This window comes from Rhodococcus sp. OK611 (genome assembly GCF_003050885.1).
Classification (GTDB): domain Bacteria; phylum Actinomycetota; class Actinomycetes; order Mycobacteriales; family Mycobacteriaceae; genus Rhodococcus_G; species Rhodococcus_G oryzae.
Genome location: NZ_QAOZ01000011.1, coordinates 66,233 through 86,227, shown reverse-complemented (window position 1 = coordinate 86,227; position 19,995 = coordinate 66,233). Strand labels below are relative to the sequence as shown.

The following is a 19,995-nucleotide window of genomic DNA, read 5'->3' as shown; positions in this document are numbered from 1 at the left end:
TTTGGTCTCGCGGGACGGACTGAACGGGCTTGGGCTGTGAACTGCGTTCAGCTTCTTAACGGATGAAATAGATGGTGGCGAACAGGCCGATCCACACGATGTCGACGAAGTGCCAGTAGTACGAGACAACGATCGCAGCCGTTGCCTGTGCCGGGGTGAACTTGCTGACCTTGGTACGCGCGATCAGGAAGACGAAGGCGACCAGACCACCGATCACGTGCAGGCCGTGGAAGCCGGTCGTCATGTAGAAGACCGAGCCGTACGCGCTGCTCGAGAGCGTGGTGCCCTCGTGAACCAGGTGGTAGTACTCGTACGCCTGGCCGAGCACGAAGATCGTGCCCATGATGAGGGTGATCGTGTACCAGCGGCGCAGCCCGAAGACGTCACCACGCTCAGCGGCGAAGACGCCCATCTGGCAGGTGAAGGAAGAAGCCACCAGCACCGCGGTGACGGGCACCGCGAGGCCGAGGTTCAGCTCGGTGGGCTCCGGCGGCCAGTGTCCGTCCGCCTGCGCGCGCGCGACAAAGTACATCGCGAACAGGCCGGCGAAGAACATCAGCTCGCTGGACAGCCAGACAATGGTGCCGACGCTGACCATGTTCGGCCGGTTCAGCGAGTGCACGCGCTGGGTGATTGCGGATCCTTGGGTCCCTACTGCGCTCGTCACAGACAGAAGTATGACGCTTCGTCGTAAGCGAGTACTACCCGGGTCCGTTCTTGGCGCGTCGCGGCCTACGACCAGTATGCCGTGGTCTGTGATTGTGCAGGTAGTCGGGCATGCGAGGCTGGCGTCATGGAACGAGTGCGGTGGTGGCGCAAGCGGTTCGGGCGGCGTAAGGCGGTGCCGCTCGACGCGACGCGGACCGATCTTGTGGTGGTGGCGTCGAGCTTCGACGACGCGGAGGCATGCAGCCGGGCGCTGGAGCGGGCTGCGGGGTCGGAGCCTGGGTGGATCGAGGAGGCGGACGCCGTCCTGCGGCACCACCTGTGGGTGCCTGCGGATCAGGTGCACGGGGCGGTCGAGCTCGCGGGTCAGGACCGCTACACCGTCGCGGCGCCGGACGCGCCCGCGCCGCAGGAGGTCGACCCGGCGGGGGCGGAACCGGGGGCCGAGGAACTGGTGGCGTTGGTGCTGCAGCGGGTGCAGGTCCTCGACGCGCTGCACTGTTCGCAGGAGCGCTCCCGGATGGCGGGGTTGGCGCAGCGCGCGGGTGGTCGTGTCCTCGGATGGGATGCGCTGCAGCCGCCGCGGAATCCGGTTGCCCGTACTGACTAAGCTTCGTCTTCGATTGTGCTGACGGCGACGGGAAGAGGCGGTTGCGATGGGGAGTTGGCCAGAGGTGCTCGGTGCGCTGACGGACGGACGCGATCTCGATCCGGGGACCGCATCGTGGGCGATGGACGAGATCATGTCGGACAACGCCACCTCCGCGCAGATCGCGGCGTTCGGCATCGCACTGAAGATGAAGGGCCCGACCCCGTCCGAGGTGAGCGGCATCGCCGACGCGATGCTCGCGCATGCGCGCACGATCGATGTCGACGGTGACGCGGTGGATGTCGTCGGCACCGGCGGTGACCGGCAGCAGACCGTCAACATCTCCACGATGGCCTCGGTCGTGGTCGCCGCCGCGGGCATCCGGGTGGTCAAGCACGGAAACCGGGCCGCGTCCTCGAAGAGCGGCGGCGCCGACGTGCTCGAGGCGCTCGGAGTCCGGATCAACCTGAGCCCGGACGCCGTCGCGCGGTGCGTGCGCGAGGTGGGGATCGGGTTCTGCTTCGCGCCGACCTTTCATCCCGCGTTCCGGTTCACCGCTGGTCCGCGCAAGGAGATCGGCATCCCGACGGTGTTCAACGTGCTTGGGCCGCTGACCAACCCCGCGCGGCCGCGAGCCGGCCTGATCGGTTGTGCCTTCGCGGACCTGCAGCCCGTGGTGGCGGGGGTCCTGGCGCGCAGGGGCAGCAGCGCACTGGTGGTGCGTGGCGACGACGGACTCGACGAGATCACCACGTCGACCACGAGCACGGCGTATGTCGTGTCCGGTGGGCAGGTGCGCGAGGACAGCATCGACCCGACGGCGCTGGGGATCGAGCGGGTGCCGCTGTCGGCCCTGCGTGGCGGGGACGCCGAGGCGAACGCGGTGATCGCGCGGGCGGTGCTCGGCGGCGAGCGGGGTGCCGTGCACGACGCGGTGGTCCTGAACGCGGCGGGCGCGATCGCCGCCCACAGCGGTCTCTCGGGCGATCTCGACAGCGCCCTGCGTGCGGGCCTCGAGCGGGCCGTACGCGCGATCGACAGTGGCGACGCGGCTGCGCTGCTCGACCGCTGGGTCGCGGTCTCCACCGAACTGGCGGACTGACGCCCACCGGGTGCGGGAACCGCCGTCGGTCGAACCGAACGGCGGTGCCCGCCCCGGATCACTCGCCGATGGAGAAGGCGGCCTCGACGTCTGCGCTGGCGTAGGAGCGGAAGGCGATGTGGGTCGTCGTCTGCTCGACGCCGTCCACCTTGTTGATCGCGCCGGTGACCACCTCGGCGATCTGGGCGTGGTCTCGGACCTTCACGATGGCGATCAGGTCGACGTCGCCCGCGCACGAATAGACCTCGGACACCCCGGCGATGTCGGCCACCGCTTGCGCGGTCTCCGGGATCCGGTTCGCTTTGGCGTGAATGAGGACGATGGCGTTGATCATCTCGCTCCTTGGCTGCGGTGGCGTCCTATCTATAGGAAGGGCCGTGTGGGTCCTTGTCCATAGACGGGCGTCCGACTCTGTTCTTTCCTCTGTCACCCTAGGCGGTGCCTGCCGCCGCGGCGGCTCCCCGCGCCACCGCGCACCATTGCAGCCAGCCGCCACCGCCGCGCGCGGGTTCGGCGTATCCGTGGCTCGCGCGCACGATCCGGACCCCCGGCGTCTCGAGCCAGCCGGCGATGAGCCCGGCCTCGCCCGCCATCGCGCCCCGCAGCGGTGACGGCTCCTCGATCACGGTCTCGGCCGACAGGGTCAGTGCTTCGACGACCGGCATCGGAGGCACGCCGCGTTCGGCCACCCCTGCGGAGGCGAGCCTGCCTGCCCGGATCACCGCCAGCTCCCAGCCGCCGGAGGGCGAGGGGCGCGCGGCGACCAGTTCGTCGACGGCGGCGAGGCTCGCGAGGCGCTGAGCCCGGCGGAGCGCGAGCGCCAGGGCCGTGGTGCGGTCACGGAGCCGCGCGGCACTCTCGAACAGCTCGGCCGCGGCGAGTTCTTCGATCCGGGCACGGAGCCCGTGCAGCGGCGCATCGTCGGTTCCCCGGAAGAGCGCGTGCGCGGTGTCCGGTGCACGGCTGTACTCGGCCGCGCTCTGTGGCGTGCCCCCGGCGGGGCAACCGCCGACCGCACTGTCCGGACAGTCGGGCCCATGGGGCTGGTCATCGCGAATTCTCTTGGTGCACGTCCTGATTCGGCAGATGTCGGCGATCGTCGCGGCGACCTCCGCCGCGTCCGTGCGGGAACCGAACGGGCCGAGGGCGTCGGAGGTCGCGCTACGCGAGATCGCGAGCCGGGGGAACGGCTCGGCGGTCCGGGTGATCCACCACGCCCGGCGGGGGAACTTCGAGCGCCGGTTATAGGGAGGGGCGTGCGCGCCCAGCAGCCGGAGTTCGCGCACCGACGCCTCGAGGGCGTGCGCGCACTCGACGTGGTCCACCCTGGTGGCCAGCGCCACCATCTCCTTCATCCGTGCGCGGGTCTCTGATCCCGTGAAGTAGCCGCGCACCCGGCGCTGCAGGTTGACCGCGGTGCCGACGTAGAGCACTTCGTCGGACGGGCCGCGGAACAGGTAGACGCCCGGGGTGCGGGGGAGGTGCGCGGCGAGCCCGCGCTTGCCCCGCTGCGCGGCGGAGACGTTGGGGAGGTAGTCGACCAGTTCCGGGTAACTGTGTACGCCCAGGTTGCCGACCCGTTCGATGAGCCCGTGCAGCACCTCCACCGTCGCCCTGGCGTCGTCGAGGGCCCGGTGGGTGGGCTTGGTGCTGACGTCGAAGAGGGCGGCGAGGGCCGAGAGCTTCACCGAGGGCGCCTCGTCCCGACCGAGCACCCGGCGGGCCAGCTTGACGGTGCACAGCACCTGGAACGGTGGCCAGGGCAGCTCGCAGCGGGCAGTGGCGGCCTTGAGGAAGCCGATGTCGAAGGGCGCGTTGTGGGCCACCAGGACGGCGCCGCGTGCGAACTCGAGGAAGCTCGGGAGCACCCGCTCGATTCGCGGCGCCCCGATCAGCATGGCGGAGGTGATACCGGTCAGCTCGACGATGTACGGGGGCATCGAGCGGCCGGGATCGACGAGGGTGGACAGCTCGCCGATGATCTCGCCGCCACGGATCTTGACCGCACCGATCTCGGTGATCGCGTCCTCGCCGGGCGCGCTGCCGGTGGTCTCGAGGTCAACGACGACGAAGGTGGTGTCCCGCAGTGGGGTGTCGAGCTCGTCGAAGCTCAGCTGGGCGTTTGGCGGACTCTGCGGACTCACCCGGCTGAGGCTAGGGGCGGCCACCGACAGGGCCCACCTGTCGCGGCCGTCGCGCGGTCCGTGTCGGACCGCGCCGCTAGTTTCCGTCGCAGAGGCCTGCGAAACGCCGCGAGGCCACCGGCAGAGACGAGGATCACAGTGATTGTCGATTGCAACGACTGCGAGGTTCGCAATACCGCGTGCGGCGACTGTGTGGTGACGGTGCTGCTCGGTCCGCCCGGTGTCCGGCCGGGGGTGCGGGCCGTGGACTCTGCGGGGTCGGCCCGTATCAGTATTGAGCAGGACGAACGGGTCGCTCTTGACGTGCTCGCCGATGTCGGGCTGGTGCCGAGGCTTCGGTTGGTGCGCGCTGCGGATACCACGCAGACCGGTCGGTCGTTATCTGTCCGTGACCCGGGAGTGGCCTAGCGCCCATTTATGGGCGATATGTCCGAATCGGCCGATTGGTCGGGCGTGTTGGGTCGACAGGGGCTCGACGCTTTCGTAATCTTCCTGAGACCTAGCGGAGTCTTGCCACACCATCCGGTGCGGCATCGCCAGGTACCGCCTAATCGATCACTCGTGAGAGCGATCGTGCCGGGAACCCAAGTTTCTCTGGGGTGAATCCCGTCGGAGCGCGAATGCGTGCCGCCGGGTAGGGCTGATCTTCCCAGCCCGAACCCGTCAGCTAACTCGGTCGGCGGATGAACGGAAGAAACGGAGTACCCCTTCTCGTGGCTTCATCCACTACCCAGCGTTCGGTGCGACGCATTGCCGTTGCCAGCGCGCTGACCTTCGGTGCCATCGCAGTCTCTGCCGGCCCGGCCCTCGCCGAGCCCGTCACGATCTCTGGCATCGGAACCTTCGACATCCCGGGTGTGCCTGCCCAGACCATCCAGGTCCCCGGCCTCCCGGCCTTGCCCGGCGCGCCGGCCCCCGCGCCGCTGGTCTCCGCAGGTGACAAGGCCGTTCAGGCCGCCGCGAGCAAGATCGGTTCGCCCTACGTGTACGGCGCCTCGGGCCCGGACTCCTTCGACTGCTCGGGCCTCGTGCAGTGGGCCTTCAAGCAGGCGGGCATCAACCTGCCGCGCACCAGCTACGACCAGGCTTCGGCTGGTACGCCGGTCTCCACCTCCGCCCTCAAGCCGGGCGACGTGGTCTCCTTCTACGGTGGCTCGCACTCGGGCATCTACGCGGGCAACGGCGAGGTCATCCACGCCGCGACCTCCGGTACCCCCGTCAAGCGCGCACCGCTGTCGTCCATGCCGATGGACGGCGCCCGCCGCTACTGAGCGCCGCGCACGAACCCTCGTGGTGGGCCCGAACCGTCTCTGACGGTTCGGGCCCACCACGTTTTCGTCGGCGGGTCTGCGCCTGTCGCACGGCCCTCGGGGTGAGCGGAAAATGTCTCGGCAGTTTGGGTGGACATCGTCGTATGCCATTCCGTAACCTGTCTGAGACCTTCCGAAATCTTGCCGCGTCACCCGGCGTGGCATCGGGGGTCACCACCACACAGGATCCGGGCGCCGCAGGCGCAGGTCCGGTACCGGGGACGGAGTCGCCGGGGTGAATCTCCCGCTCGGACCTCGGTTCGTGGGGCAGGGCTGATCTTCCCAGCCCGACCCGTCCGCCAATCCGGCCGACGGGAAGTGGAAGAACGGAGTACCAGCTTTCGTGGCGTCACAGAGACTGAAGCGATCTACCAGCGCAGTGCTGGCAACGGGCCTGCTGTCCCTCGGAGCAGTCGTGGTCCCCGCGGGCACCGCAGCCGCGGATCCCGCGCTGGAGAATCCGACAGCCGCGCTCGAGAAGCTCTCCGAACTCTCCCGGACGTCCGAGCAGACCAGCGAGGCGTTGCACAACGCCCAGATCGACCTCGAGTCCAAGACCGCCGTCCAGCGCGACGCCGAGTCCAGGCACGCCGCCGACGAGAACCTGTTGACCGAGGCGAAGACCAGGATCGCGCAGTTCCAGCCCGCGGTCGACAAGCTCACGACGGCCAGCTACCAGGGCGCTCGCGTCAATCGACTGTTCGCGGTGATGGTCTCGGATTCCCCGCAGCAACTCCTCGACCAGATGTCCACGCTCAGCGTGCTCTCCGAGGACACCGCGGCCCAGGTCGGCCACTTCAAGCAGGCCACCGACGAGGCCGCCACCGCGGCCGAGGCCTCGCGCCAGTCCGCCGACGCGGCGCGCACCGCCACCGAGCAGGCCAGGTCGATCAGCGACGACCTGCAGAACAAGCAGAGCGACCTGCAGGCCCAGATCGCGCAGGTCACCCAGGCGTTCGGCGCGCTCAGCGGTTCGGAGCGGGCCGCCCTCGCCGGTAGCCCGTTCCCTCCCGGATTCGATCCGCAGACCCTGCTCAAGGGGCTCGTGCCCGGGTCGAACTCCGGCGCGCTGCAGGCAGGCCTGACGAAGGTCGGCAAGCCGTATGTCTGGGGCGCCACCGGTCCGGATTCCTTCGACTGCTCCGGCCTGATGGTGTGGGCCTACAAGCAGGTCGGTAAGACGCTGCCGCGTTCGAGCCAGGCCCAGGCCGCGGGCGGGATCCCGGTCTCGCGCTCCGAGCTGCAGCCGGGCGACCTGGTGCTGTTCTACCCCGACATCTCGCACGTCGGCATGTACGCGGGCAACGGCAACATCCTGCACGCGTCCACCTTCGGTGTTCCGGTCAAGGTCGCGCCGATGGACGCGTACCCGTTCTACGGCGCCAGAAGGTACTGAACGGCGTACCGGACGTCCCGCCGCGGCAGCCACGGCGTCGGATCCGGAATTGGGAGGCGGCTGCGCTCGCGGGGTTGCTGCTCGCCGTCGTCGTGGTCGGCGCACTGACGGCCCGGTCGCAGCTGACGGAATCGGAACCGCGTGGCGCCGAGGGCGCCGCCGCCGTCAATCCGTACGAACAGGCGCGCCGCGCGGGGGTTCAGGACCTCCTGAACCGCTGGGCGGGCGCCGTCAGGGCCGGTGACACCGACGCGCTCGCCGCGCTGTTCGACCGCGCCGCTGCGCCCGAGTTCCTCGCCTCCGAGATCCGCCGCAGCGAGCATCTCGCCGCGGTGCCGTTGGCGGACTGGGGCTACGAGATCGGATCCGACCCCGAGACCCCGGTCCCGACGGACCTGGCCGAGCAGCTCGACGCCACCGACGTGTGGGCGGTGCCCGCCTACCTGCGCTACGCCGTCCAGGGCGCCGATGCCGGTCCCACGCGCAAGCCCGTCTCACTGATCGTCGCCAGGCGGGGGGAGAACTGGACCCTGGTTTCCGACCGGTCACTCCCCGAGTACGGACGCGATACCTGGCGGGGCCCTTGGGATTTCGGCCCGGTCGTCGTGCGAGAGGTGGAGACCGGTTCGCACTCGTCGGTGGTGCTCGGTCACTCCGACCAGGAGGAGCTGATCGACGCGATCGCGGCGGACCTCGCGGACGCGGTGTCCTCGGTGACCGAACTGTGGGGCCCCGACTGGTCGCAGCGGGCGCTGGTGGTCGTCAGTTCCTCTCAGGAGGAGTTCATGGAGCAGGTCGGAGCGGACCACAGCGGCTCCGATATCGCCGCGGTCGCGGTCTCGGACGTCGTCGAGCCCGGGTCCGACTCTGCGACGGGCCAGCGCGTCGTGTTCAGCCCGGCCGCGTCGGAGCGACTCGACGAGGACACCCGGCATTCGGTGCTGCGACACGAGCTCACCCACGTGGCCGCCCGCGCCGCGACCACCGACGGATCGCCGATGTGGATGCTGGAGGGGTTCGCCGACTACGCCGGTCACCGCGATGCCGATGCTCCCGTCGGTCGGGCCGCGCCGATTCTGGCGGCGGCGGTCGTCGCGCACGGGCCCCCGACGCGGCTGCCCGTCGACGCGGACTTCATGGCAGGCGGGGAGCGCGCCCAGGCGGCATACGAGCTGGCCTGGTCCGTCTCGGCGTTTGTCGCCGACCGGTTCGACGAGCCGACGCTGCGCGAGCTGTACGTGGACCTGGCGACCGGACCCGTCGACAGCCACGAGCTCGATGTGAAGCTGCACGAGGCCGTCGGGCTCTCCGCGTCCGAGTTCGTGACCGACTGGGGCCGCTGGGTCGCCGAGGGCCTCGACTGAGAGCCGGTCGACCCGACCCTGCGCAGCGGCCCCCCGTGTCCGGCAATTACGGTGAACATATGCGCCGAACCCTGTTGGTGACGAATGACTTTCCGCCCCGACCGGGAGGCATCCAGTCCTACCTCCAGTCCTTTGCGAACGCGCTGCCTGCCGACGAGTTGGTGGTGTACGCCCCGCGCTGGCGGGGTGACAGCCACAAGAAGTTCGACGCGCGTCAGCCGTTCGAGGTGGTCCGCCACCCCACGACGCTGATGCTGCCAACGCCGCTCGTGGCCCGCCGGGCGGCCAAGCTGGTGCGGTCGCGCGAATGCGACAGCGTGTGGTTCGGCGCGGCGGCCCCGCTGGCACTGCTCGCCCCCGGGCTGCGCCGGGCAGGCGCGGAGCGGGTGGTGGCGAGCACGCACGGCCACGAGGTCGGCTGGTCGATGCTGCCGGGCGCCCGGCAGGCGCTGCGCCGGATCGGGAACACCACGGACACGGTCACCTTCGTCAGCAAGTACACGCGCGGCCGGTTCGCGTCCGCGTTCGGAGCAGACGCCGCGCTCGAGCACCTGCCGCCCGGTGTCGACACCGAGGTGTTCCGACCCGACCCGGCGGCAAGGGCGGAGCTGCGGGCGCGATACGGGCTTGGCGATCGCCCGACCGTGCTGTGTCTGTCGCGGCTGGTCCCGCGCAAGGGCCAGGACGTGCTGATCCGGGCGCTGCCGCGGATCCGTGAGTCCATCGACGGCGCGGTGCTCGTCGTCGTCGGCGGCGGCCCGTACCAGGGTCGACTCCACGCGCTGGCCAAGGAGACCGGGATGGCCGAGCACGTGGTGTTCACGGGCACCGTGCCGTCCGCCGAGCTCGCGGCGCACCACACGATCGCCGACGTGTTCGCGATGCCGTGCCGGACCAGGGGAGCGGGCCTCGACGTCGAGGGGCTGGGCATCGTGTTCCTCGAGGCCTCGGCCTCGGGCGTTCCGGTCATCGCGGGTCGATCCGGTGGCGCGCCGGAAACGGTGCGGGAGAACGAGACCGGGCACGTCGTAGACGGGCGGTCGGTCCGGCAGGTGGCCGACTCGGTGATCTCGGTGCTCGCCGATCGCGACCGCGCGGCGGCCATGGGCGCAGCCGGCCGCACGTGGGTGACCGAGCAGTGGCGCTGGGATGCGCTGGCAGCCAAGCTCAGCGGCCTGCTGCACTAGGTGCTGCGCACCCGTGCGTGGTTGACGAGTGCTGGCACTCGTCAACCACGCACAGGCGGCGGAGCCGCCTACTTGGCGTAGATGGCCTCGATGTCGTTCGCGAAGCTCTGGTGGATGACGTTCCGCTTGAGCTTGAGCGTCGGCGTGAGCTCGCCGGTCTCCTCGGTGAAGTCCACCGGCAGGATCCGGTACTTCTTGATCGACTCCGCGTGCGAGACCAACTTGTTGGCCTCCGCGATGGCCGCATCGACCTCCGCGATCAGGTCGGCATCGGCGATCAGATCGGCGACGGTGGCCTCGGCAGGCTTGCTGTTGCGCGCCTTCCAGCCCGTCCACGCGTCGGGGTCGACCGTGATCAGGGCGCCGATGAAGGGCTTCTGGTCGCCGACCACGAGCGCCTGGCTGATCAGCGGGTGCGCGCGGAGCTGGTCCTCGAGCTGCGCGGGCGCGACGTTCTTGCCGCCCGCGGTGACGATGATCTCCTTCTTGCGCCCGGTGATCGTGATGTAGCCCTCGGAGTCGACCGAGCCGAGGTCGCCGGTGTGGAACCAGCCGTCCTCGAGCGCCTCGGCGCTGGCGGCCTCGTTGCGCCAATAGCCACCGAAGACCACCGGCCCGGAGAGCAGGATCTCGCCGTCCTCGGCGATGCGAACCGCGTTGCCGGCCAACGGCCTTCCGACGCTGCCCACCTTCTGGCCGCCCGGCGTGTTCACCGCCACCGCCGCGGTCGTCTCGGTCAGGCCGTAGCCCTCGAAGATCGTCACGCCGATGCCACGGAAGAAGTGGCCGAGGCGGGCACCGAGCGGGGCGCCGCCGGAGATGGCGAGCTGGCACTGACCGCCGAGCGCGGCACGCAGCTTGGAGTACACCAGCTTGTCGAACGCCGCGTGCTTGACCTTGAGGCCGAAGCCGGCACCGCCGGTGTCCTTGGCCTCGCTCCACTCGACCGCGGTCTCGGCGGCCTTGTCGAAGATCTTGCCCTTGCCCTCGGCGTGCGCCTTCTGGCGGGCGGTGTTGAAGACCTTCTCGAACACGCGGGGCACCGACAGGATGAAGTCGGGCTTGAACGTGCCGAAGGTCGGGACCAGGTTCGGGATGTCGGAGGTGTGGCCGACGGTGGCGCCCGCGTCGAAGGCCGCGAGGGAGACCGCGCGGGCGAGCACGTGCGCCAGCGGCAGGAACATCAGGGTGCGACGGCCCGGGCGCAGCAGCTCGCCGAATCCGGAGGTGCTGATGCCGCGCGACTCGGCGATGAGGTTGGAGTGGGTGAGCTGGCAGCCCTTCGGGCGACCGGTGGTGCCGGAGGTGTAGATCAGGGTCGCGGGGTCGGTCGCCTTGAGCGCGTCGGCGCGGGACCGGACCTCGTCGTCGCTGACATCGGCGCCGAGCGCGATCAGTTCCGCCACCGCTCCCGGCGTGCCCTCGATCTGCAGCATCTTGCGCAGGGCCGGTGACTCGGCCGCGACCTGCTCGAGTGCCTTCGTGTGGCCGTCGTTCTCGACGAACAGCGCGACCGCGGCGGAATCCTCGAGGATCCACCGCACCTGCTCGGCCGCGGAGGTCTCGTAGACCGGCACGGTGACGCCGCCCGAGGCCCAGATCGCGAAGTCGATCAGCTGCCACTCGAACCGGGTCGAGGACATCAGGGCGACCCGATCGCCTGGCTGCACGCCGAATGCGATCAGGCCCTTGGCGAGGGCGGTGACCTGGTCCGCGAACTCGGCCGCGGACACATCGGTCCACGTGCCGCCGGTCAGCCGGGTGAAGACGGCCAGGTCGGGTGTGTTCGCCGCATGGGTGAACACCGAGTCGACGGCGGACGCGTCCTCAGGGATGGTGAATGTTGACGGAACGCTGAATTCACGCACGAAGACCTCCGGCACTGCGGTGTACTGACGAGTAGGTTTTGCTGCGGTTCCACTTTAACCCGTGCTGATCGGCCCTGGCCCGCACCCGCCGCGCGGAGTGTGTGAAGCTAATCCGGTGAGCAGCATTCAGGTCTCGGACCAGACCTTCATCGCGGCGCCGCCGGCATCGGTCGCGGAGTCGATCGGCGTGGTGTCGAAATGGCGCCGCTGGTGGCCGGATCTCCAGATCAGCGTGCGGGAGGACCGAGGCGAGAAGGGGATTCGCTGGACGGTCACGGGCGCGCTGACCGGAACCATGGAGGTCTGGCTGGAGCCGGAGCTCGACGGCACGATCGTGCACTACTTCCTGCACGCCGAGCCGACCGGCGCCGGTCCAGCGGAACTGGCCGAGCTCGATCTCGGGGCCCTCACCCGGGCGCGCCGCGTGGCGGGCAAGGTGATGGCCTTCGGCACCAAGCGCGAGCTCGAGGCCGGTCGGCCTGCCGGAGAGTCGCCGACCCCCAGGTGATCGCCCGCCGACGGTGTCGCGCGGTGCGGCCGGTCGTTGTGCGCGCACATCTGTTTCCTGTGTGATGGGTTCGAGTGCCTTCGTGGCTGTCCTGGAGTGAAAGGAAGCGTTGGTCGTATGGCCGACAAGACCAAGAGGTCGATCAGCATCGCCGCTCCGTCGGGTCGGGTGATGGACGTGATCGCCGATTACGACGCGTACCCCGAGTGGGTGGCTGCGGCGAAGTCAGTCGAGGTGCTCGCCCGCGGGGCGAACGGTCGCGCGCGGCGGGTCCGGTTCGTGCTGGATGCCGGGATGGTCAAGGACACCTACGAACTCGACTTCGACTGGGCGCCGGACGGAAAGTCCGTGCGCTGGTCGCTGGCCTCCGCCGAGATCCAGAAGTCGCAGGACGGCTCGTACACCCTCGAGGACCAGCCGGACGGGACCACCACGGTCACCTACGAGCTGACCGTCGACCTGAACATCCCGATGATCGGGCTGTTCAAACGCAAGGCCGAGAAGGCGATCACCGACACCGCCCTCAAGGAATTGAAGAAGAGGGTCGAAGGCTGACCGGGCGCGGCTCCGATGCGAACACCCAGGTCCGGTTCTTCATAGGAAAGGGTGGCGTCGGGAAGACGACACTGGCGGCCGCGACCGCGATTGCGCTGGCGCGCACCGGAGACCGCGTCCTGCTCATCTCGCTCGATCGCGCGCACTCGCTGACCGAGGTGCTCGCGCTGGAGGGCGCGGCCGCAGCGGCGGGTACCGGTGTCCTCGCCGTGGCCGACGGCTTCGACGCGCTCGAGCTCGACACCCTGACCCTGCTCGAGGATCGACTGGTCGCGCTGTCGGCCCTGATCCCCAGCGGCACCGATCACGAGCACGGTTCTGCGCTGTCGCTGCCCGACCCGCAGGAACTGACCGGACTGCCCGGTGCCGAGGAGTTGCTCGGGCTGGCCGAGGTGGCCCGGCTCGCGCAGGGAGGGGACTGGGACGCCGTGCTGGTCGACTGCCCGCCGACCGGGGAACTGCTGCGCCTGCTGACGGTTCCGGACATGGTGCACGACTATCTCGAGCGGATCTGGCCCCGATACCTCAGGGCCACGGTGCCGGGAGCGCAGCGCTGGCAGGCGATTGCCGCGCTGCTGGTCGACCGTCTCAGTGACTTCACGCTGCCGGTCCGGGCGATGCTCACCGACCGGCAGAACACCTGTGCGCGAATGGTGCTCACCGCGGATGCGGTCGGCGTGGCCGAGGCGCGGCGAACCGCGGCGGCGATGTCCGTGCTCGGCGTGCGAGTCGACGGCTTGATCGTGAACAGGATTCTGCCGCAACATGATCCGGTCCCGGCCAAGGGCGTGGACCATCCGGCTCTGCGCTGGTATGCGGAGCGAGCGGAGCGTGAGCGTGTGCAGCTGGATTCGCTGGCGGGCTCGCTCGGCGGGCTGCCGGTCCGCACGGCCGACGAGAACGCCCTCGAGCCGGTAGGGTTTGACTCTCTCGCCGCGCTCGCCGATGCGCTGTATCCGGCCGGGGTCGATCCGCTGACCGCCGCGGACGACGATTCGGCGGGGGCGAGGGTGGAACTGGAGTCAGGGTCGGGGGTGGAATCGGTGTACGCGCTGCGACTGCGCATGCCCCTGGTAGACCCGTCCACGCTGACCCTCGGCAGGGTCGAGGACGACCTGGTGGTCGGCGCGGCAGGGGTCCGGCGCAGGGTCAGGCTGGCGTCCGTGCTCCGGCGCTGCACCACGGTCGGCGCCCAGTTCGAGGACGGCGATCTCGTCGTCCGGTTCCGCCCCGATCCGCAGGTCTGGCCGCTGTGAGCGACGATCACGCGGACCTGGTCGCCGAGCTGCGGGCGCTCACACATGCGGCGTTCGATCGGCTGGAACCGCTGCTGCAGAAGGCGTCCGAGGCCGCCGCTGCCGCCGCGAACCCCGACGGCGGCGAGCCGGGGCCATACGGGTGCAGTTGGTGCCCGGTGTGTGCGCTTGCGGCGCTGGCCCGAGGCGAGCAGCACGACCTGATCACGCTGCTCGGTTCGCAGGCGGCGGTGCTGCTCGCACTGCTCCGGCAGATCCTGGACGAGCACGGGGCGCATCCCGACCCCGACGGTGGGCCCGACGGATCGACGGCCGCTCCTGGCGCGCAGGCGCAGGGTGCTCGCCCGAAGTTCGTCCCGATCTCGGTTCAGGTCGAGCACAATCGTTGACCATGGGCACGCGCACCGGCGGTCGGACCGCACTCACGATCGGTATCGACGTCGGCGGAACCAGCATCAGGGCGGCGGTCGTCGATGCCGACGGTCAGGTGCTCGACTCGACGTTCGCGCCGACTCCGCGGTCTGCGCAGGCGCTGGAGGACGGGCTCGACCGCGCGGTCCGGGAGCTCTGCGGGCGGCACGAGATCGTCGGCGTCGGCCTCGCGGTGGCGGGCTTCATCACCCCGGACCGGTCCACGGTGCGCTTCGCGCCGCACCTGCCGTGGGTGGACGCACCGGTCGCGCGCGACCTCAGCGATCGCCTCGGCATGCCGGTGATCCTCGAGCACGACGCCAATGCGGCTGCCTGGGCGGAGTACCGGTTCGGCGCCGCGGCAGGCGGGCAGAACGTGTTGATGATGTCGATCGGGACCGGGATCGGTGCGGGACTGCTGATCGGCGGCGAGCTCTACCGGGGTAGCCACGGGGTGGCACCCGAGCTCGGGCACGTACAGGTGATGTCCGGCGGCCGCCCCTGCGCCTGCGGCAAGCGCGGCTGTTGGGAGCGGTATTGCAGCGGCACCGCCCTCGTCGACACCGCGATCGAGTTGCTGGCCGCCAATCCGGCCGAGTCGACGGTCCTGGCGCGCGAGGTGGCGGGGAACCCGGGGGGCCTGACCGGTCGCCGGGTGGCGGGCGCGGCACAGGACGGCGACAAGGTCGCGATGGCGACGATGGCGGAGTTCGCGCGCTGGTTGGGCGTCGGGCTCGCGATGGTGAGCGATGTCTACGACCCCGACCTCGTGGTGATCGCCGGTGGCGTCGCCAGTTCGGCGCCGCTCTTCCTCGACGACGCGCGTGAGCACTACGCCACCCTCATCACCGGGTCCGGACATCGTCCACTGGCCCGGATCAGGCCGACCCAGCTCGGCGAGGCGGCGGGGATGATCGGTGCGGCCGAACTCGCTCGCACGGAACTGGAATCCTGACCGGCTCGCGCGGGCACCGGTGGCCGGGGTGCCCCTCCGGTGGACCACATGCACCGGCCGTGAGTACAGTCATCACACGAGAAACATAGCGTGAGCACGGATGACTTCGGGAAGGGTGCCATGTGGTACTGGCTGGTCAAATACATTTTTCTCGGACCGATCCTGCTGGTGCTCGGGCGCCCGACTATCGAAGGCGCCGAACACATTCCGAGTGATGGTCCGGCGATTCTCGCCAGCAATCACCAGGCCGTGATGGACTCGTTCTACCTGCCACTGCGCTCGCCGCGCCGGATCACTTTCCTGGCCAAGAGCGAGTACTTCACCGGCACCGGACTCAAGGGCCGATTCCAGCGGTGGTTCTTCTCCGCGGTCGGCCAGGTGCCGATCGACCGGACCGGCGCCGATGCTGCGCAGGACGCGCTCAATGCGGGCATGAAGGTGCTCGGCGACGGCAAGCTGCTTGGGATCTACCCCGAGGGCACCCGTTCCCCGGACGGCCGGTTGTACAAGGGCAAGACCGGCATGGCGCGGATGGCGCTGCAGTCCGGCGTCCCGGTCATCCCGGTCGCGATGATCGGTACCGACAAGCTCAACCCGATCGGCTCGCGCTTTCCACGTTTCGCGAAGATCGTGATCAAGGTCGGCGAGCCGATCGACTTCTCGCGCTTCAACGGCATGGGTGGGAACCGCTTCGTCGAGCGCGCGGTCACCGACGAGGTCATGTACAAGCTGATGGCGCTCTCCGGTCAGGAGTACGTCGACATCTACGCGGCCACGCTCAAGAACAAGCCCGCCGAGACGGCGGCGCCCGCACCCGCGCCCGCCGCCGACCGGATCCCGGACACCCGGGCGAGCTAGATCAGGTCCAGCGGCTCCCCGAACCGGTGAAAGTAGACCTCGTAGGCGAGCCCGCCGAGGTTGGCTGGATCACCGACGTCGACGTGTGCCGGCATCCGGCTACGCCCTGCGAGGACCGCTTCGTATGTCACGCGCCCCTGGCTGACGACCCAGTGCGCCGCGTCTTCGAGGCCGTCTTCAGACTCGTCGGGCCCGAGATCCGACCGATATGGCTCGTCCTGTAGCTCGGCGGCGAAGTCCAAGAACAGGTCTTGAAACTTGTGGACGGCGCCCTTCGGCAGTCGTCCGAGAATTTCGCGAAGGTGATCACGGCTCCGTGAGGCCTCCTCTATGACGTTCCAGAACCAGTCGACGTCCGAATCCCCGTCGTGGCGATCATCGTCGGCCATGGCCTCTCCCAATCTTCCAGACGAGCGGGCTACGCGACCGGGGCAGGCACCCGCGACAGCTCGTCCGCGGCGATCCGTTTCGGCCTCCCCGTGACGCCGGCCGCGGCGACCAGCACCAGCGTCGCCAGGCCCCACCACACGTACGACGACGCCAGGAACTGATCCCACAGCGGCCAGCCGAGGCCGCTGGACCGTCCGGGGGACAGTCGCCAGTGCGGGGCCACCACGAACAGCGCCGTTCCGGTCGCGACCCAGAGCGCCCAGCCGAGGCTGCGGCGCGTGTATGCCAGGTGTCCCAGGATCAGCAGCGTCGGGACCACCCACACCCAGTGGTGTGACCACGACACCGGCGAGACCAGGAGGCCGAACAGCGCCGTCACGGTGAGCGCGAGCGCGGGCATGTCCGCGGCCAGCGCCTTGCGCGCGGCCAGCACGGTGACGACCAGAACCGCCGCGCTCGCCAGGATCCACAGCGGGGTGCGCAGCGAGGGGTCGAGGCCGAGCCGAGCCAGCATGCCGGTGATCGACTGGTTGGCCGCATAGGCGGGCCTGCCGATCCGGTTGGAGTCGATGAGGGTGTCGGTCCAATACTGCTTGGAATCGGTGAACGAGACCGCGAAGCCGATTGCGCTGCCTGCGACGAAACTCACGGCGGTGACCACCGCGGCCCGGAAGTCCTTGCGCAGCAGGAAGTAGAGCACGAACACCGCGGGCGTGAGTTTGACCGCAGCGACGAGACCGACCAGCGCGCCGCGCGGCCACGGCGTCTTCTTGAGCAGGCAGTCGGCGGCGACCAGGGCCATCAGCACGATGTTGATCTGGCCGTAGTTGAGGGTGGAGTACACCGGCTCGAGCAGCAGCGCCCCGGCGAACGCCGCCCCGGCGATCCACAGCATGGTGCGTTCCGGCAGGACGCCGATGGAGGTGAGGGTCACGACCACGGTCGCGAAGAGCAGCAGCAGGGAGAGCACTGTCAGGGCGATGCTGGCCTCGCCGAGGCTGATCGCGGACATCGGACTGAACACGATCGCGGCGAGCGGGGGATAGGTGAACGGCAGCGACTTGCCGAGTGCGGTCGGCGGCATCGGACCGTAGAGCGCGACGCCGTTCGCCAGCGCGGTGCCGCCGATGCGGTACACGTCGAGGTCGATCCGGTAGTAGCTGCCGATCTGCCGCAGGCCGGGGAACCCGACGAGGTTGTAGATCACGCCGATGGCAGCGGCGATCAGGATGCACACGCGGGCCGCGGGGGCGGCGACGATGCGCCGGATACCCGCGCCCCGGCCGACCGGCCCTCGATCGGCGTCGTCCGCCGCTGGTGCCGCCGTTGTGTCGGCTTCTGGTGTGTCGGTGCTCACGTGGTCGCTGGGAGCGGTCTGATCCTGGCCAGGCACCAATTGTCCTTCGGGTCGGGGGCGGTGGTCGTGGGGAAGTGCCGGGCGGCATAGTCTGCCCGGGTGCGCTACTTCTACGACTGCGAGTTCATCGAGGATGGTCGCACAATCGACCTGGTTTCGATCGGCGTGGCCGCCGAGGACGGTAGAGAGTTCTATGCCGTCTCCACCGAGTTCGACCCCACGAAGGCGGGGAAGTGGGTGCGAGCCAACGTCCTGCCGAAGCTCCCGCAGCCGTCCTCGCCGTTGTGGCGCTCGCGCGCGCAGATCCGCGACGACCTTCTCAAGTTCCTCGTTCCGCGCCCCGGGGTCACGCCGGAGCTGTGGGCCTGGATCGCGGCATACGACCACGTCGCGCTCTGCCAGTTGTGGGGGGACATGACCGCGCTGCCGCGCTCGCTGCCGCGGTTCACCCGTGAGTTGCGCCAGTACTGGGAGGACAGCGGGTCGCCCGCGTTGCCGTCCGCTCCGGCCGACGCGCACGACGCGCTGGCCGACGCCAGGCACAACCTGGTCAAGTACGAGGCGATCCGCGCGGCACTCGCGATTCGCTGACTTATCGGCCCCTTTGCGTGTCGCGTTCGACAGAGCGAATATCCTGTACTGGTGAACTGGACTGTCGACGTTCCGATCGACCGCTTGCCCGAACTCCCGCCGCTGCCCGCTGCGATGCGCCAGAAGCTCGATGAGGCGCTGAGCAAGCCCGCCGCCCAGCAGCCGAACTGGCCCGAGGACCGGGCCGCCGCGATGCGTACCGTGCTCGAGAGCGTGCCGCCGATCACGGTCGCGAGCGAGGTGGAGGCGCTGCAGAACAACCTCGCCGAGGTCGCCCGCGGCGAGGCGTTCCTGCTCCAGGGCGGTGACTGCGCGGAGACGTTCGCGGACAACACCGAGCCGCACATCAAGGGCAACATCCGCACCCTGCTGCAGATGGCCGTCGTGCTCACCTACGGGGCGAGCCTTCCGGTCGTCAAGGTCGCGCGGATCGCGGGCCAGTACGCCAAGCCGCGTTCGTCGAACATCGACTCGCTCGGGCTGCAGTCCTACCGGGGCGACATGGTGAACTCGCTCGTCGCCGAGGAATCGGTGCGGGTCCACGACCCGTCCCGCCTGGTCCGCGCGTACGCGAACGCGAGCGCGGCGATGAACCTCGTCCGCGCGCTCACCGGTGCCGGCATGGCGGACCTGCACAAGGTGCACGACTGGAACCGGGAGTTCGTCGCGTCGTCGCCCGCCGGCGCCCGGTACGAGGCGCTCGCCGCCGAGATCGACCGAGGCCTGCAGTTCATGAACGCATGCCGGGTCACGGATCCGAGCCTGCACCAGGCGCAGATCTTCGCCAGCCACGAGGCGCTCGTCCTCGACTACGAGCGGGCGATGCTGCGGCTCGACAACGACGACGACCACCCGAAGCTGTACGACCTGTCGGCGCACTTCCTGTGGATCGGCGACCGGACCCGGCAGCTCGACGGTGCGCACATCGCGTTCGCCGAGATGCTCGCGAACCCGATCGGTCTCAAGATCGGCCCGAGTACGACCCCCGAGATGGCGGTCGAGTACGTCGAGCGGCTCGACCCGACCAACAAGCCCGGCCGGCTCACCCTGATCTCGCGGATGGGCAACGGCAAGGTGCGCGACCTGCTGCCCGCGATCATCGAGAAGGTGCAGGCCACCGGTCACCAGGTGATCTGGCAGTGCGACCCGATGCACGGCAACACCCATGAGGCGTCCACCGGCTACAAGACCCGCCACTTCGACCGGATCGTCGACGAGGTGCAGGGCTTCTTCGAGGTGCACAACGGACTGGGCACCCACCCGGGCGGCATCCACGTCGAACTGACCGGCGAGAACGTCACCGAGTGCCTCGGCGGCGCGCAGGACATTTCCGACCTGGACCTGTCGGGCCGCTACGAGACCGCGTGCGACCCGCGACTCAACACCCAGCAGTCCCTCGAACTGGCCTTCCTCGTGGCGGAGATGCTTCGCGGCTGAGCCGTCGGATTCCGCAGAGCGGCCCGTACCCTGCCCGGGTGCGGGCCGCTC

21 protein-coding genes and 1 riboswitch are annotated in these 19,995 nt (G+C 69.6%); of the genes, 15 read left to right on the top strand and 6 right to left on the bottom strand.

From position 1 onward, the window contains the following. Nucleotides 1-55: 55 nt before the first annotated feature. Entirely contained in the window at nt 56-667 is a 612-nt protein-coding gene (gene ctaE / locus C8K38_RS15130; protein WP_097212143.1) for an aa3-type cytochrome oxidase subunit III, read from the bottom strand. A gap of 126 nt (nt 668-793) precedes the next feature. Here ctaE and C8K38_RS15125 point away from each other — a divergent pair, with 126 nt between their 5' ends. Together C8K38_RS15125 and trpD are read left to right on the top strand one after the other, a co-directional pair. Next, the gene (locus C8K38_RS15125; protein ID WP_097212144.1) at nt 794-1,276 is read left to right on the top strand and encodes a hypothetical protein; all 483 of its coding nucleotides are present in this window, start codon (nt 794-796) and stop codon (nt 1,274-1,276) included. Nucleotides 1,277-1,322: 46 nt separating this feature from the next. After that, nucleotides 1,323-2,357 carry an anthranilate phosphoribosyltransferase gene (gene trpD / locus C8K38_RS15120; RefSeq protein ID WP_097212145.1) on the top strand — a complete coding sequence of 345 codons (1,035 nt, stop codon included), beginning with the start codon at nt 1,323-1,325 and terminating at the stop codon, nt 2,355-2,357. 58 nt (nt 2,358-2,415) lie between these two features. Here trpD and C8K38_RS15115 read toward each other — a convergent pair whose 3' ends face one another. Together C8K38_RS15115 and C8K38_RS15110 are read right to left on the bottom strand one after the other, a co-directional pair. Continuing rightward, the gene (locus C8K38_RS15115; RefSeq protein WP_077041953.1) at nt 2,416-2,691 is read right to left on the bottom strand and encodes an Lrp/AsnC family transcriptional regulator; all 276 of its coding nucleotides are present in this window, start codon (nt 2,689-2,691) and stop codon (nt 2,416-2,418) included. Between the two features lie 97 nt (nt 2,692-2,788). After that, on the bottom strand, nt 2,789-4,501 hold the full coding sequence (locus C8K38_RS15110; protein WP_179800570.1) for a DEDD exonuclease domain-containing protein: 1,713 nt from the start codon (nt 4,499-4,501) through the stop codon (nt 2,789-2,791). A gap of 138 nt (nt 4,502-4,639) precedes the next feature. Between C8K38_RS15110 and C8K38_RS27710 the strand changes: the two genes are divergently transcribed. The 5 genes from C8K38_RS27710 to C8K38_RS15085 all read left to right on the top strand — a co-directional run bounded on the left by C8K38_RS27710 (nt 4,640) and on the right by C8K38_RS15085 (nt 9,758). Further along, the gene (locus C8K38_RS27710; protein WP_097212147.1) at nt 4,640-4,909 is read left to right on the top strand and encodes a hypothetical protein; all 270 of its coding nucleotides are present in this window, start codon (nt 4,640-4,642) and stop codon (nt 4,907-4,909) included. A gap of 126 nt (nt 4,910-5,035) precedes the next feature. After that, nucleotides 5,036-5,199, top strand: a riboswitch (cyclic di-AMP (ydaO/yuaA leader). 15 nt (nt 5,200-5,214) lie between these two features. Further along, the gene (locus C8K38_RS15100; protein WP_179800571.1) at nt 5,215-5,772 is read left to right on the top strand and encodes an NlpC/P60 family protein; all 558 of its coding nucleotides are present in this window, start codon (nt 5,215-5,217) and stop codon (nt 5,770-5,772) included. Nucleotides 5,773-6,154: 382 nt separating this feature from the next. Beyond that, complete coding sequence (locus C8K38_RS15095) at nt 6,155-7,207, top strand: C40 family peptidase (RefSeq protein ID WP_097212149.1); 1,053 nt, start codon at nt 6,155-6,157, stop codon at nt 7,205-7,207. A 77-nt stretch (nt 7,208-7,284) separates the two neighbouring features. Continuing rightward, the gene (locus C8K38_RS15090; RefSeq protein WP_373560258.1) at nt 7,285-8,571 is read left to right on the top strand and encodes a hypothetical protein; all 1,287 of its coding nucleotides are present in this window, start codon (nt 7,285-7,287) and stop codon (nt 8,569-8,571) included. Nucleotides 8,572-8,630: 59 nt separating this feature from the next. Further along, nucleotides 8,631-9,758, top strand: a complete 1,128-nt coding sequence (locus C8K38_RS15085; RefSeq protein WP_097212151.1) for a glycosyltransferase family 4 protein — start codon at nt 8,631-8,633, stop codon at nt 9,756-9,758. Nucleotides 9,759-9,826: 68 nt separating this feature from the next. Here C8K38_RS15085 and C8K38_RS15080 read toward each other — a convergent pair whose 3' ends face one another. Then, a complete protein-coding gene (locus tag C8K38_RS15080; protein ID WP_097212218.1) occupies nt 9,827-11,626 on the bottom strand; it encodes an AMP-dependent synthetase/ligase in 1,800 nt (599 codons plus the stop codon). Between the two features lie 115 nt (nt 11,627-11,741). Here C8K38_RS15080 and C8K38_RS15075 point away from each other — a divergent pair, with 115 nt between their 5' ends. The 6 genes from C8K38_RS15075 (at nt 11,742) to C8K38_RS15050 (ending at nt 16,169) form a co-directional block, all read left to right on the top strand. Beyond that, nucleotides 11,742-12,134 carry a polyketide cyclase / dehydrase and lipid transport gene (locus tag C8K38_RS15075; protein WP_097212152.1) on the top strand — a complete coding sequence of 131 codons (393 nt, stop codon included), beginning with the start codon at nt 11,742-11,744 and terminating at the stop codon, nt 12,132-12,134. A gap of 117 nt (nt 12,135-12,251) precedes the next feature. Beyond that, on the top strand, nt 12,252-12,689 hold the full coding sequence (locus tag C8K38_RS15070; protein WP_097212153.1) for an SRPBCC family protein: 438 nt from the start codon (nt 12,252-12,254) through the stop codon (nt 12,687-12,689). Continuing rightward, nucleotides 12,665-13,945: an ArsA family ATPase gene (locus C8K38_RS15065; RefSeq protein ID WP_307861344.1), complete on the top strand. Its 1,281-nt coding sequence runs from the start codon at nt 12,665-12,667 to the stop codon at nt 13,943-13,945. The genes C8K38_RS15070 and C8K38_RS15065 overlap by 25 nt, the downstream gene beginning before the upstream one ends. Beyond that, a complete protein-coding gene (locus C8K38_RS15060) occupies nt 13,942-14,334 on the top strand; it encodes a hypothetical protein (protein ID WP_097212154.1) in 393 nt (130 codons plus the stop codon). Before C8K38_RS15065 ends, C8K38_RS15060 begins: the two co-directional genes overlap by 4 nt. Nucleotides 14,335-14,336: 2 nt before the next feature. Next, the gene (locus C8K38_RS15055) at nt 14,337-15,311 is read left to right on the top strand and encodes an ROK family protein (protein ID WP_097212155.1); all 975 of its coding nucleotides are present in this window, start codon (nt 14,337-14,339) and stop codon (nt 15,309-15,311) included. Nucleotides 15,312-15,431: 120 nt separating this feature from the next. Further along, complete coding sequence (locus tag C8K38_RS15050; protein WP_097212156.1) at nt 15,432-16,169, top strand: lysophospholipid acyltransferase family protein; 738 nt, start codon at nt 15,432-15,434, stop codon at nt 16,167-16,169. On the opposite strand, the gene C8K38_RS15045 is transcribed toward C8K38_RS15050, so the two are convergent. Together C8K38_RS15045 and C8K38_RS15040 are read right to left on the bottom strand one after the other, a co-directional pair. Further along, entirely contained in the window at nt 16,166-16,558 is a 393-nt protein-coding gene (locus C8K38_RS15045) for a DUF4240 domain-containing protein (protein WP_097212157.1), read from the bottom strand. The two genes, C8K38_RS15050 and C8K38_RS15045, sit on opposite strands and share 4 nt — an antisense overlap. Before the next feature lie 29 nt (nt 16,559-16,587). Further along, complete coding sequence (locus C8K38_RS15040) at nt 16,588-17,952, bottom strand: glycosyltransferase 87 family protein (RefSeq protein ID WP_373560255.1); 1,365 nt, start codon at nt 17,950-17,952, stop codon at nt 16,588-16,590. Between the two features lie 63 nt (nt 17,953-18,015). On the opposite strand from C8K38_RS15040, the gene C8K38_RS15035 reads away from it, so the two are divergent. Then, complete coding sequence (locus C8K38_RS15035) at nt 18,016-18,507, top strand: polyadenylate-specific 3'-exoribonuclease AS (RefSeq protein ID WP_097212158.1); 492 nt, start codon at nt 18,016-18,018, stop codon at nt 18,505-18,507. 51 nt (nt 18,508-18,558) lie between these two features. Next, complete coding sequence (locus tag C8K38_RS15030) at nt 18,559-19,944, top strand: class II 3-deoxy-7-phosphoheptulonate synthase (protein ID WP_077041945.1); 1,386 nt, start codon at nt 18,559-18,561, stop codon at nt 19,942-19,944. The last annotated feature ends 51 nt before the right edge of the window (nt 19,945-19,995 follow it).

Bases quoted from the DNA above. Each gene is read 5' to 3' on its own strand.
- C8K38_RS15050 (WP_097212156.1), top strand. From the start codon at position 15,432: ATGTGGTACTGGCTGGTCAAATACATTTTTCTCGGACCGATCCTGCTG.
- C8K38_RS15070 (WP_097212153.1), top strand. From the start codon at position 12,252: ATGGCCGACAAGACCAAGAGGTCGATCAGCATCGCCGCTCCGTCGGGT.
- C8K38_RS15045 (WP_097212157.1), bottom strand. From the start codon at position 16,558: ATGGCCGACGATGATCGCCACGACGGGGATTCGGACGTCGACTGGTTC.
- trpD (WP_097212145.1), top strand. From the start codon at position 1,323: ATGGGGAGTTGGCCAGAGGTGCTCGGTGCGCTGACGGACGGACGCGAT.
- C8K38_RS15125 (WP_097212144.1), top strand. From the start codon at position 794: ATGGAACGAGTGCGGTGGTGGCGCAAGCGGTTCGGGCGGCGTAAGGCG.
- C8K38_RS15115 (WP_077041953.1), bottom strand. From the start codon at position 2,691: ATGATCAACGCCATCGTCCTCATTCACGCCAAAGCGAACCGGATCCCG.
- C8K38_RS15055 (WP_097212155.1), top strand. From the start codon at position 14,337: ATGGGCACGCGCACCGGCGGTCGGACCGCACTCACGATCGGTATCGAC.
- C8K38_RS15085 (WP_097212151.1), top strand. From the start codon at position 8,631: ATGCGCCGAACCCTGTTGGTGACGAATGACTTTCCGCCCCGACCGGGA.